Here is a 12,390-nt window from a genome sequence, read left to right as displayed (position 1 = left end):
GCCTAAATCGAAGGGGGCGAAATGAACGGATGGACTCGTATTTGGGTGGTCTTGACCGTAGTAGTTGGCGCGTCGTCCGGATGGACTTATGTGGAAAACGCGCACTATGCACAGCAGCAAGCCGACGACGCCTACAAGAATGCACTCGACAACTACGATTCTTGTCATCAAGCGACACCACAACCACAGACGGGTGTGTCGTCTAGCCAGCCGCTGTCTGGCGATACCGGGCCGAAATCCGACCTGTTTTCGACGCTGCTGAGTGCGCGGTCTCAAGCATGTGACGGCACAGAGCAGCCCCGCGACCAGTATGCCAAGCTGCAAGCTCAGAAGCGCGACGCCGCAATCACGGCGGCAAATACCGAAGCCGCTGATAGCGCAATTTCGACGGTGGGCTGGATAAGCGGGACGGTCGGCGCGCTATTCATTGCAGTCGGATGGGTGCGGCGAGGGTTCCGCAGAAAGAAGCGAAGCTGAGCCTCGCGCGCGCATACTGCTTCGAGAAATCGCGTCGCCTGTTTTCGACCTGCTACTGCCCACCACTGAGTGGGCTTTTTTACGTCCGTCCGCAATCAATTGCGGCGCGAAGAACACTAGCCAATTTTGAGATAGTGGCAAAACCGCACGAAAATGCCCAAAAATCACAGTTTTGTGTAGGTTTTACACAGAAGCGAGTTTATCTGGCCGCGTTAGTCGCAACGCTGCGCGGCGGCGTCAGGTGGTACGCCGTCACTTCCGACAGCCCACTGGGCACGATGGATGCTGTTCTGCTCCTCAGTTATCTACCGGAAAAGGAGAGTATCCATGTCGAACTTCATCAAGGCACTCGGTGCCACAAGTGTGCTTAGCGTTGCGCTGGCCGTGAATGTAGCAAACGCGCAGACCACCACGCCGTCGCAGGGCAGCACGACCACGCGCACCCAGCAAAAGCAGCAACTCAAAACGCTGGAACAAAACGGCTATCGGCCCGGAGCGGGAGACGACCCACAATACCCGAACGACATCCAGGCCGCCGAAAAGCGTTCTCAGGGACAGGCCGGTGGTACGGGAGCCGGAGTAAGTCCGAACGGCACGGGACCACAGGCCCAACCCGGGACCGGCACGCACTAATCGCGATGCAGCAAGGGGATGGGAGGCCCTGAGTACGCCCGTATAACCAGCAACATCTCACAGGCCCGCTCAATGCGGGCTTTTTATCGCTGTCCGGCGTCACATTCCAATTCTGCCCATGCACGTAGCCACTCAAGAGCATTCTCTATTGCTTCGTGTTCGGTATCGAACGGGCCGCCAATGTCATCAAACTTATGAGCCACCGGCTCACCGCCATTGACACGGACTGCCGCACCTACCGAGACGAAGCCCCGCGTAAGTCCGCCTGTGACATGCTCTGCCGTCGCGGTAATTCCCCAGCCGTTACAGACATCCGACATGTGCATATTGGCTCCCTACAATGAGAGCTAGTGTACTCGACCTAAAGCGTGTTCAGCGATACTGACTATCCCCCTGAAGCCGCACGCAAGTACCACCTCTGACCCGAGCCTACGCAAACACGTGGGCAGACTTGATGCGACGGGATAGATAAGAGAATCGACAAATACGCCATTTGATTTGAGACAGAAAATGCAACAGAAGTCGCGGCTGTAGAATGGACGCGACACCACAGCTCAAAATGCGAAGGGAGCAAACTCGTGTACGTATACCGTTTGGAAGAGTTTGAAAGCAACGATGGGACCAAGGTCAACCTTGGAGATCTGACGGTGATCATCGGCCCCAACAACGCCGGGAAGAGTCGCGCATTGAAAGACCTATCCGAGATCACTACTACGCCATCGTATGGCCTGAATGCTAAGGTCATCAAGAACGCCACCACTTCGGTTCCGACCGATCTCAACGCCGCTTTTGAAGCGTATGCGGCGCTTCGAGGCACCGATAGTGCGGCCGGAATCAGTGTCAATTCCCTCAACCCGTCGCTACAAGGTACGGCGAGTATGAATTGGGGGGGGCCACCTAAGGTAGTCCTAGAAAGTTGGCGTCAAGGGATTGCACAGCGGGACAAAGCAACCATTGCTCAGGTGATTGGATCGAGGCTGACAACGCATCTGCTAACCGAAAATCGGCTACACCTTCTCGTTACCGGCCCCAACGTCTCAAATGACAATCCAGCGACGCTGCTCCAGCAGTTGTATCTCAAAGGCACGCAGAAAGAACTTGAACTGCGCCAGATCGTTAAAGCGACGTTTGGCGTTGAACTCGCTCTTGACTTCACGCTTCCGACTGAGCTCTGCCTGAGAGTGAAAGATACGCTCGGCCCTATCCCCCCGGATCCGCGCGACGCTCACTCGGTCCTCAAAGAGTTAGAAAAGCTCGATAATCAAGGCGACGGATTGCGAAGCTTCGTTGGGATAGTGGCGGCCCTGCTGGTCATGGACCGGCCAGTTTGCCTGATTGACGAACCCGAAGCCTTTCTGCATCCTCCGCAGGCACACGCGTTGGGAAGGCTTATCGCGAGCCGCAGCGGCCCGAGCAAGCAGCTAGTGATCGCTACGCATAGTGCAGACGTACTCAGAGGCGTGCTATCGGTGAAGAACGATATATCCGTAGTTAGGATCGACCGCATTGGAGATGCGAATGCCTTCCGACAGCTCGCACCGAGTCGCCTATCAGAGATCACAAAGGATCCCCTCTTGGCGTCACATCGCGTCATCGACGGGCTATTCTCCTCTGCGGCTATTGTAGTAGAGGCGGATTCCGACGCTCGGTTCTACGAGACGATTTTTAGCAAGATACACCCGAATGCGGACATTCACTTCGTCAGCGCGGACAATAAGCAAACCGTGCCGCGAATAGCCTCGCTTTATCGGGACCTTGGTGTACGCACCGCAGGAATCGTCGACATTGATGTCCTCAACAACGCAGATGAATTCTCCAAGCAGATTGGTGCACTGAATATCGACGAAGCCCAAACCGCACAACTCACCCAAGCGCAAAGCACGCTTGCAAAGTCAGTCACTGGGAAGACCGTTAACGAGAGAGCTGACGCGCTATTGAAGGCAATTGAGGCAGCCGCTAGCGATCTCGCCAGGGTGAGCACGAACGGTGACGACAGTGCGACGGACAAGGCGCTGAAACGGGTTGATGGAACGATTCGCAAAGCTATCGACGACGGCAAGCCTTGGGCCGATGCCAAAGCACGTGGCGTTGAAGCGTTCAACGACGACGGGAAGGCGGCGTTCGAGACGATCTTCGAGATCTGCGCCAATGCAGGGCTGTTCATCAATCGCTATGGCGAGTTGGAGTCAATGCTGTCGGACGTTGGGCTTGAGTACACGTCAGACAAGCGCAACTGGATCCAATCGGCTATACCGCTGGCAACCAATCTCAGCTACCCCAGCGAAAAGCGAGCATTCAGCTTCATGAAGATAGTCGACAGACATCTTTTCCCTGTGAATAAGACGCAGTAGTGGCCGAACGGATCAACTGCTTCTCCTGCATTCCATTTCAGCACCACTAACGGCGACGACGGGTCAACGGCCGCCCGATGCGGGCGCCAGGATGCGGCCTTTGCCCACCGCCATCGAAACGGATCATGACGAGATCGTGCCCGCCCCGAGGATGCTCATTAGAGTCTGCGCGTTACGTTGTCCTTGATCCTCGAAGTTATTATTGAAGACGACATGCGTCTGTGCGACGGCCCGCGATATCTCGTAAATCTGAGTCGCGAGACCATCCAACTCGTCATCGTCGTAGTCGTAATTGAACCGAGCAGAAGACGCCGTGGCACCTTGAATATTCCACGTCGCATGATTGCGTCCGTGGAGCCGCAACAGCGCTAAATCATCGTTCGTCACTTCCCATACTGCTGGAATGCTGTTGGCCGGCCCCTGCGGCTCGTCGACGATGACATTCACCAATCCTCGCTCTCGCTCAAACGCCAGCGTGCGGGCCGTGCGCTCGGCATCGGCGAACCACGACTCATGTCGAAATTCGACCGCCATGGTGTAGCCGGCCATCACATCGGCGCAATGCTCAACGTGCTTCCTGCCTTCTATATTGTTGAGCATCCACGGCGCGAACTGGAAATGGACTGCGCCGAGCTTGCCTGCCTCACGCAGCGGCTCGATGGCTTCCAGGTATCGACGCCACAATTCCTGAAGGACGTCGCCGGGCACCTGGCGGTAGTACAAATTCTTCTTCCCGTTCTGCGGCAGTGCTGCCTGCATGTCCTTCGGAAACATCGCGCGGTCGGTTTGGTGACCGGTGAATAACCGAAACGCCTTAATGTTGAACGTGAAGTCGCCTGGCGTGCGCTCGGCCCATAACACCGAATTGGTCGCGCTGGGCATTGCGTAATAGCTGCTGTCGACTTCGACGAGTGGGAATTGCGTGGCGTAAAAGCGTAAGCGTCCCTCGGCCGAGGAGCAACCCGGCGGGTAGAATCGCTTGGATTTGATGAGGGTGGGATCGGTCCAACTAGCGGTCCCAACTTTGATCGTCATGGGAGCTTCCTTGGCGCGTTCCCCGCCACTTTATCCCCTCACCCTGGCCGTTTTTGGGGGGAGGTAATGATTGAGACGTTTGAGACGCAGCAATCGGTGTTCCCACGCGTGGTAAAGACCTCACATCGGCGCGAGCCAGGAATACAGTTTGCTAACGATGCAGGTACTTGTCCATGCACGACGCGCGGACGAATCAGTGTACCGGTGATTTTTACGTAGTTTGAAATCCGGTTCACACCCTGACATCAAGGAGCCGTTCATGAGCGAGAAGATCTATCCCAGCCCGCCGTTTCCAGCTCAACAGCAGGACCAAGTACCAGGGCGCTTGGCACCGATGAATCCTCCGCCGGATCATGGAGAAAATAGCTACCGAGGCTCGGGTCGTCTGAGTGGAAAAACTGCGCTGATTACCGGTGGCGACAGCGGCATCGGGCGCGCTGTCGCAATCGCGTACGCGCGCGAGGGCGCGGATGTGGTGATCTCCTATCTGAACGAGCACGATGAGGCGCGCGAGACCGAAGCATGGATCAGGAAAGCCGGCTGCGGAGCGCTACTGATCCCGGGCGACATTGCCGATCCGGCGCACTGTCGTGAGGTTGTTCGCTTGGCCGTCGACGCGTTCGGCAAGATCGACATTCTCGTCAACAACGCTGCCTTCCAGATGACCTACAAGGCACTCGATGAAATCAGCGATGAGGACTGGGATCGGACGTTCGATACCAACATCGGCGCGATGTTTCGTTTGTCCAAGGCAGCAGTGGCGCATATGCCTAGGGGCAGCGCGATTGTCAACACCACCTCCGTAAACGCTGACAAGCCGAATCCGACCTTGTTGGCGTACGCTGCAACGAAAGCGGCGATCCAGAACTTCACCGGTGGCCTTGCCCAGTTACTGGCAGAAAAAGGCATACGTGCCAACTGCGTGGCGCCCGGTCCGATTTGGACGCCACTGATTCCGGCCACCATGCCCGCCGACGCGGTGAAGAACTTTGGCAGCCAGGTGCCGATGAAACGCCCCGGTCAACCTGCGGAATTGGCGCCCGTCTATGTGTTGCTCGCGTCGGACGAAGCGAGCTACGTATCGGGTGCCACTATTGCGATCACCGGTGGCACACCGATTATTTGATCGCGCATCTGTCTAGTAAGTGCCGATAGCGCGTCGCGCTACGGCCTGCGCCCTCCAAGAAACAGGCGGTCAGGTTGTGCGCGTCACGGCGGTCAGCTATATAGCTGATTGCGCGGATACGACGCGCGGCGGTACGCGCCCGGCTGACCCACGCATAGGCGGGACGGTGCATCAGCGGACCGTCCACGACGCGTGTACGCTGCAGAGACCAATCGCATGTAACCTATGTGAAAGCTGCAATCTTCGCAGCGCAGCTATGGGGATCATCGAGGGCTAGATGTCACCTGTAGCGTCGCCGTCATCGGATTCACTGGTCTCGTCCGACTCAAAGTCCAATTCACGCACGCCCACTTCACCGTCCATAGTGTCCGGCAGCACATCGCTGTCAGGACGTAGGTTCGAGTCACCATCAGCGCTGGCGCGCTCGCCGGTGCCGTGGCGGTCAGTGTCACTGTCGAGTTCGTCTGCACCCTGTTCGAGTGCGTGGCGATCCACGTCGTCGAGCGGGCCCAGCGCCTGCTGCCGCGCATGCACGGTGTCGCTGCCGCTGTCGGACGAATCGCTCGGGCCCAGCGCACGTGTGTCGTGTCCGGGCACGGGTTGCTCTGATGGGGTGTTGTCGGGGTCCAATGTGCTATTACCCATAATCGTCTCCTGTGTGGATAAAGAGTTTGATGCGAATTGGAACGGGCATGGATCACCGTGCTCCCACTGCGTCGTAAGGTTCGCGGCATCTCCATGCCGAGCGTCAGCTGCCGCGCCCTAGCACTGCATGCTTGTTCCCTTAACGGTCCTTGTGCCCGGGCAACACCGCGGAGAGTACTTGCTTGGCCGTGTCGATCAGCACATTGCCCTGGTCGGGATCTCCCTTCATCAGCGTCGAGGCGAATGCCTTTGCTTGAGCCAGCGTGATGTGAGGTGGCAAAGGTGCAACGTTGGGATCAGTTTTAACTTCCAAAACCACCGGCCGGTTCGACGACAAGGCCTCCTCCCATGCGGCGCCCATGGCCTCGGCGCTATCCACGTAGATCCCTTTTAGCCCGATCAATTCTGCGAATTTATGATACGGAACCGACGGTATCGTCTGCGAGGCCTCGAACTTGGGATCGCCCTCCATCACCCGTTGTTCCCAGGTCACCTGACTCAGGTCGCCGTTGTTGAGCACCATGCAGATCCAGCGTGGATCGGCCCATTGCTCCCAATACTTCGCCACCGTAATCAGTTCCGCCATGTTGTTCATCTGCATGGCGCCGTCGCCGACAATCGCGATCACGGGTCGCGCGGGGAATGCGAACTTTGCGGCAATCGCATAAGGCACCGCCGCGCCCATCGAAGCCAATCCGCCCGAGAGCGAACACATCATGCCGCGTTTGACTTTGAGGTCGCGCGCATACCAGTTGGCACATGAACCGGAGTCACTCGTGACGATGGCATCGGCGGGGATACGCGATGACAGTTCCCAGACGGTACGTTGCGGATTGACGCCGCCCTCGGCAGGTTCAAGCGCGCGCTTTTCGAGGGTCTTCCACCATTTTTCGGTCCACCCTTCGATGGTCTTGCGCCAGCTATCGTCTGTTTTTGCGGTCAGCAACGGTAGCAGCGCTCGCAGCGTTTCGGTGCTGTCGCCGACGAGGTTGACCTCCATCGGATAGCGCAAGCTCAGCATGTCCGCCTTGATGTCGATCTGCACGCCCCGAGCGGCGCCTTCCTTGGGAAGGAACTCCGCGTACGGAAATCCCGAGCCGATCATCAAGAGCGTGTCGCATTCCATCATCATGTCGTAGCTGGGCTTGGTTCCCAGTAAGCCAATCGAGCCGGTCACCCAGGGAAGGTCATCAGGTAACGCCGCTTTACCCAGTAACGCTTTTGCGACGCCTGCGCCGAGCTTGTCGGCAATGGCGATCACTTCGTCAGTCGCGCCGAGAGCGCCGGCGCCGACCAGTATGGCGACCTTCTTTCCCGCATTCAGCACCTCCGCAGCACGCTGGAGATCGGATAGATAGGGAACGATCTTCGGCTCGGTATAGCCGACGCCGGAATGCAGCGTGCCGTGTTTGCGGCCGGGCGCTGCGTAAGGGAGATCTTGCAGGTCGTTGGGTAAAACGATGGCGGTGACCTGACGGTCAGCGATGGCAGTGCGGATCGCCCGATCCATCAGATGGCGAGCCTGCTCCGGCACGCTCGCTTGCTGCACAAACGCACCGGCAACATCTTTCAACATCGAAACCAGATCGAGTTCCTGCTGGTAGTGGCCGCCGAGCGAAGCGCGGGCTTGCTGACCGGTAATCGCGAGTACCGGCATGTGATCCATGCGCGCGTCATAGAGACCGGTCACGAGGTGTGACGCTCCGGGGCCTGAGGTGGCGATGCACACACCCAGCTCGCCCGTAAATTTTGCATGAGCGCAGGCCATGAAGGCCGCCATTTCTTCATGGCGAACCTGGACGAATTCGATAGAGCCATGGGCCCGCTGCAAGGCGCCGAACATGCCGTTGATGCCATCGCCCGGATAACCGTAGATGCGGCGCACGCCCCAGGCATGCAAACGTTCCACCAAGAAATCGGCAACGGTCTGACTCATATCTAGCTCCATTTTTTTGAATGACAAAGCACCTACGGCACGAGTCGTCTTAGACGAACCAGCAAACTGTGTTCCCGCTTGCAGGGGAACACCGTTTCTGCCGTCGCGCGGTCGGTGCTTCTATGGCGGACGTATCTTACGCAGCGGGTTTGACCGGCCGGTCGCCGGCGCAGCGAGCACGTAAATGTAAAAAGCTCTCTTTTGTGTGCATGCTTGGGTATTCCGCAGCAAGGCAGACGAGCCGCCACAATCCGTCCGGGCGGCGCCCCGAGTTACGCAACCGGCGGCAGGTCGAGGCGGGCAAACATGCCATCGAACGTACGAGCATTGCGCCGCCCTTGATTCGAGTGATTCAAGCGCCGCTCGGGTCACCGGTAATTACGATCCTTTCACGGATATGGGATCGCTTTTTTTGCTTTTTGATAATCGAGTATCCTACGGACTAACCCATCTTCTTCGAGAGTCGCCGTGTCTAGCGTTACCGAGTCAGAGCCACCGACTGAAGTGTCTTTGAAAATCTTAGTGGTCGATGGACACACGGAAGCGGCCGAAGCGCTGGCGATCATGCTGGAACTGCTGGGCCACGAAGCGAAGAGCGCTACCGGAAAAGGAGAGGCGCTTCGGGCTACGCTGACGCTGAATCCCGACGTTATTTTTTTCGATCTTGATGCGAATGACTACAGGCTAGCGCAAGTCATCCGCGCTGGGTGTATCGGCAAGCATCCGCGCCTTATCGGCATGGCAACGCGGGCATCAGTCCACGAAGCGGCGCTGCAAAGCGGTTTTGAGATCGTGTTGGAAAAGCCGCTAATCGCCGATGTCATCAGCGAAGCGCTTCTTCGCGGTCGAGCGACGCTATAACTTGATCCCCGCGCGTAGGGTCCTTCCACCGCTATAGAAACCGAGTACCGCAGGAAAACCGCGGAGCACCAGCGCGACGCGCAATTCGCGTGCTGCTTCCGCATTCTTGTGCGCTTGCGTTCGGTAACGCAATTCGGTAAAAGTATTTTCCCGAAGCGATGTTTGGTTCACGAAGCCTATTGTTCCTCGGGATTGGAAAGTCGCTGCGGTCACCCGAAAGGTTATCGCTATCTGGCCTAGGCGACTTGGCCGGGCAGTTGACTCTCTTTCTGACGCGCTAAAATCCAGGTAAATCTCTCCCTCTCCGATGGAGATCGTCGATAGATTGCGGCACGATAAGGGTTAGTACCATGACAGAGAGAACATTGCCGCAGGACCTCTCCGGCTACAGGCATTATCGATGGCTTGAGCATGTGACTGATTACGCGATCATAGTGCTTACACCGGACGGCATGATTGAGAGTTGGAATAGCGGCGCCGAGCGGATCAAAGGTTATCGCGCCGATGAAATCATCGGCAGGCACTTTTCGGTGTTTTACGTCGAGGATGACCAACGCCAGGGTCTACCGGGACAGGTACTGAAAGCTGCGCTGCAAAACGGGCGACACGATACGGAGGGCTGGCGAGTCCGCAAAGACGGCACGCTGTTCTGGGCCAGCGTGGTGATCACCGCGATCTACGACGCGCAGGGCAAGCTTGCCGGCTTTGGCAAGATCGTGCGCGACATCAGCGATAAGAGGGCCGCGCATGAGGCCGTGAAAGAGAGCGAACGCCGATTTCGCTTGCTAGTTCAAGGCGTAATTGATTACGCGATCTATATGCTGTCGCCGGAAGGTTACGTCACGAATTGGAACGTAGGCGCGGCGCGGATCAAAGGGTATAACGCCGAGGAGGTGATCGGCACCCATTTTTCGCGATTCTATACGCAAGAAGATGCTGATGCGGGCCTGCCGATGCGTGGCCTTGCCATCGCCAAACGCGAAGGTAAGCACGAGACTGAAGGATGGCGCGTGCGTGGCGACGGGACCCAATTTTTCGCCCATGTCGTGATCGACGCCATTTACGACGACGATGGCTCGCTGGTCGGTTTTGCCAAGATCACTCGCGATATGTCCGAGCAGCGGCTTGCCAACGAGCGGCTGAAGAAGGCCGAGAGCGCGTTGTTTCAGTCGCAGAAAATGGAAGCTATCGGTAAGCTCACCGGCGGCGTTGCGCACGACTTCAACAACGTGCTCCAAGTTCTACGCGGCAATCTCGAACTATTAGAATCGCGGCACGCGCGCGACGAGTGGAGCCGGGAGCGGCTCGACAAAGCCATCGAGGCGGTCGAGCGTGGCGCCACGCTGTCGGCGCAGTTGTTGGCTTTTGGAAGGCGACAGGCATTACAGCCGCTGGTGGTCAATTTGGCGGGCCTGCTTCGGAGCATGGACGATTTACTGCGCCGTGCGCTGGGCGAAACCATTGCGGTCGAAACCGTGGTGAGCGGTGGCCTCTGGAATACACAGGTGGACCCGCATCAACTGGAGAACGTCGTTCTCAATCTCGCGATCAACGCGCGTGATGCCATGAAAAACGGCGGCCAGCTGACGCTGGAGCTGGCCAACGCGATGCTCGACGATCAATACGTAGCGACCCAGACCGATGTCCCGTCGGGCCAGTACGTGATGCTGGCCGTCACAGACACGGGCACTGGAATGCCGGCCAATGTTGCAGCACAGGCCTTTGAACCGTTTTTCACAACGAAGCCCGAGGGCGAAGGTACCGGCCTGGGCCTGAGCATGGCCTACGGTTTTATCAAGCAAAGCGGCGGCCACATCAAACTGTACAGTGAGATCGGACATGGTACGACCGTCAAGATCTATCTGCCCCGCTCGATGGAGGCCGCCGTGGAACCGGCAGCGCGGCAGGGTGCCGTTTTGGTCGGCGGCAGCGAGGCGATTCTGGTCGTGGAGGACGACCCCAAGGTCCAGTCGACGGTCGTGGATACGTTGTCCCAGCTTGGCTATGCGGTGCTCAAGGCTGACGATGCCCAGGGCGCGCTGACGATAATTCGCAGCGGCGTCCATATCGACTTGTTGTTCACTGACGTGGTGATGCCCGGCCCGGTGCGCAGCCCGGAAATGGCCAAGCAGGCCCTAGCACTGCTGCCGCACCTTCGGGTGCTGTTCACTTCGGGATATACGCAAAATGCGATTGTGCACGGCGGTCGGCTCGATCCTGGTGTGGAGCTGTTGAGCAAACCTTATAGTCGTGAACAGCTCGCATACAAAGTTCGCCAGATGCTGAGGGGCGCAACTAGCCCAGCGAACGTCCGTCGCCAGGATAAGGTCGCAGAAGCGCAGCCGACGACGGTGTCGAGCGCGACCAGCCTACGCATTTTGGTGGTAGAGGACCATGACGATTCGCGTGAAGCGATTTGCGAGGTACTTACGATGCTTGGCCATCGACCCCATGGCGTGGGCTCGGGCGAGGAGGCGCTGGCGAATTTAGGTGCTCAGACTTTTGAGGTTCTGTTGACCGATATTTCACTGCCAGGCATGTCGGGCATAGAGTTGGCTCACAAAGCGACCGACGTTACGCCTGCGCTCAGGTGCGTGTTTGCCTCGGGCCGCGACTTGCCCCACGATGCAAATTTCCCGTTCGAGTGGCTCGCGCTAAGGAAGCCCTACACGGGTGAACAGATCCAGGCAATTTTATCCAAGCTCTGCTCAGGGGAATAAACAAGCATCGCGCATGCTCCCACGGTGCGGAAAGTCGGGTTTTTGATGCGGTTATCGGCGGGAAAGACCGACAGCTTGTGGCGGCCGCCGCCGGCTGAATTAAACCGACACAACTGCGACAGACGAAGTTAGTTTAATGGCCGAGCCCGAGAGATTTTGGCTTGCTCGATCTGCGTGCCGAGCGCTTGATTAAGCGCCACCAGCTTGTCGAACGGAATGATGACGCCGAGCCACCCAAATCCAGAGTGCCGAAAATAGAGCGAAGAGCCGTTAACCATCTCGTTGGCCGCGGTGGAAAAATTCGGATCGAGTTGCGTTGGGACCGACCTTCCGCCCGGAACATCAAGGCACACTGGCGGCAGTAGATTGGCTCGTACTGCAGCCAGCGCCTCAATGTATTCGGACAAACCCTCTGCGGTGAAGCGCGTCGTCTGGCCGTTGTGCGTCAGCTCCACTTCCTGCGAGCCATCGGGCAACTGGTACGTAGTAGCTGCGATTTCGACTGGCATGTGTGCCCCGCTATCGAGGAATAAGCGGCTGTCAGTATCGCACGCTGACTGTCCGCTGAGCAGTGGCACTTACGTCGGACCGCCCAAGAACGACCGG

General features: G+C 57.9%; 10 protein-coding genes. 6 read left to right on the top strand and 4 right to left on the bottom strand.

Annotation, left to right across the window (positions count from 1 at the left end; translation table 11 throughout):
- Window positions 1-21 precede the first annotated feature (21 nt).
- From GSQ77_RS06130 to GSQ77_RS06120, 3 genes are all read left to right on the top strand, one after another.
- On the top strand, window positions 22-477 hold the full coding sequence (locus tag GSQ77_RS06130) for a hypothetical protein (protein WP_158900087.1): 456 nt from the start codon (window positions 22-24) through the stop codon (window positions 475-477).
- Window positions 478-804: 327 nt separating this feature from the next.
- The gene (locus GSQ77_RS06125; protein WP_158900085.1) at window positions 805-1,110 is read left to right on the top strand and encodes a DUF4148 domain-containing protein; all 306 of its coding nucleotides are present in this window, start codon (window positions 805-807) and stop codon (window positions 1,108-1,110) included.
- A 578-nt stretch (window positions 1,111-1,688) separates the two neighbouring features.
- Window positions 1,689-3,461, top strand: a complete 1,773-nt coding sequence (locus GSQ77_RS06120; RefSeq protein ID WP_158900083.1) for an ATP-dependent endonuclease — start codon at window positions 1,689-1,691, stop codon at window positions 3,459-3,461.
- A gap of 123 nt (window positions 3,462-3,584) precedes the next feature.
- On the opposite strand, the gene GSQ77_RS06115 is transcribed toward GSQ77_RS06120, so the two are convergent.
- Window positions 3,585-4,496, bottom strand: coding sequence for a DUF72 domain-containing protein (locus GSQ77_RS06115; protein ID WP_158900081.1), 912 nt, complete (start codon window positions 4,494-4,496; stop codon window positions 3,585-3,587).
- 259 nt (window positions 4,497-4,755) lie between these two features.
- Between GSQ77_RS06115 and GSQ77_RS06110 the strand changes: the two genes are divergently transcribed.
- Window positions 4,756-5,622, top strand: a complete 867-nt coding sequence (locus GSQ77_RS06110; RefSeq protein ID WP_158900079.1) for an SDR family oxidoreductase — start codon at window positions 4,756-4,758, stop codon at window positions 5,620-5,622.
- A gap of 273 nt (window positions 5,623-5,895) precedes the next feature.
- Here GSQ77_RS06110 and GSQ77_RS06105 read toward each other — a convergent pair whose 3' ends face one another.
- Both GSQ77_RS06105 and GSQ77_RS06100 read right to left on the bottom strand, forming a co-directional pair.
- Complete coding sequence (locus GSQ77_RS06105) at window positions 5,896-6,267, bottom strand: chemotaxis protein (RefSeq protein ID WP_158900077.1); 372 nt, start codon at window positions 6,265-6,267, stop codon at window positions 5,896-5,898.
- Window positions 6,268-6,406: 139 nt separating this feature from the next.
- The gene (locus GSQ77_RS06100; protein ID WP_158900075.1) at window positions 6,407-8,203 is read right to left on the bottom strand and encodes a thiamine pyrophosphate-requiring protein; all 1,797 of its coding nucleotides are present in this window, start codon (window positions 8,201-8,203) and stop codon (window positions 6,407-6,409) included.
- A 510-nt stretch (window positions 8,204-8,713) separates the two neighbouring features.
- Between GSQ77_RS06100 and GSQ77_RS06095 the strand changes: the two genes are divergently transcribed.
- Window positions 8,714-9,064: a hypothetical protein gene (locus GSQ77_RS06095; RefSeq protein ID WP_158900073.1), complete on the top strand. Its 351-nt coding sequence runs from the start codon at window positions 8,714-8,716 to the stop codon at window positions 9,062-9,064.
- Between the two features lie 350 nt (window positions 9,065-9,414).
- Window positions 9,415-11,784: a PAS domain S-box protein gene (locus GSQ77_RS06090; protein ID WP_158900071.1), complete on the top strand. Its 2,370-nt coding sequence runs from the start codon at window positions 9,415-9,417 to the stop codon at window positions 11,782-11,784.
- Window positions 11,785-11,912: 128 nt separating this feature from the next.
- Here the strand turns inward: GSQ77_RS06090 and GSQ77_RS06085 are convergent, their stop codons facing one another.
- Window positions 11,913-12,293, bottom strand: coding sequence for a hypothetical protein (locus tag GSQ77_RS06085; protein WP_158900069.1), 381 nt, complete (start codon window positions 12,291-12,293; stop codon window positions 11,913-11,915).
- Window positions 12,294-12,390 lie beyond the last annotated feature (97 nt).

Origin of the sequence: Burkholderia sp. L27(2015), assembly GCF_009765705.1 — a bacterium.
Classification (GTDB): Bacteria; Pseudomonadota; Gammaproteobacteria; order Burkholderiales; family Burkholderiaceae; genus LMUX01.
The sequence above is the reverse complement of the archived record's forward strand: the minus strand, read 5'-3'. Positions and strand labels throughout refer to the sequence as shown.

Excerpts from the sequence above, each read along its gene's own strand:
- GSQ77_RS06125 (WP_158900085.1), top strand. The coding sequence starts at position 805 with ATGTCGAACTTCATCAAGGCACTCGGTGCCACAAGTGTGCTTAGCGTT.
- GSQ77_RS06085 (WP_158900069.1), bottom strand. The coding sequence starts at position 12,293 with ATGCCAGTCGAAATCGCAGCTACTACGTACCAGTTGCCCGATGGCTCG.
- GSQ77_RS06100 (WP_158900075.1), bottom strand. The coding sequence starts at position 8,203 with ATGAGTCAGACCGTTGCCGATTTCTTGGTGGAACGTTTGCATGCCTGG.
- GSQ77_RS06130 (WP_158900087.1), top strand. The coding sequence starts at position 22 with ATGAACGGATGGACTCGTATTTGGGTGGTCTTGACCGTAGTAGTTGGC.
- GSQ77_RS06105 (WP_158900077.1), bottom strand. The coding sequence starts at position 6,267 with ATGGGTAATAGCACATTGGACCCCGACAACACCCCATCAGAGCAACCC.
- GSQ77_RS06090 (WP_158900071.1), top strand. The coding sequence starts at position 9,415 with ATGACAGAGAGAACATTGCCGCAGGACCTCTCCGGCTACAGGCATTAT.
- GSQ77_RS06115 (WP_158900081.1), bottom strand. The coding sequence starts at position 4,496 with ATGACGATCAAAGTTGGGACCGCTAGTTGGACCGATCCCACCCTCATC.
- GSQ77_RS06110 (WP_158900079.1), top strand. The coding sequence starts at position 4,756 with ATGAGCGAGAAGATCTATCCCAGCCCGCCGTTTCCAGCTCAACAGCAG.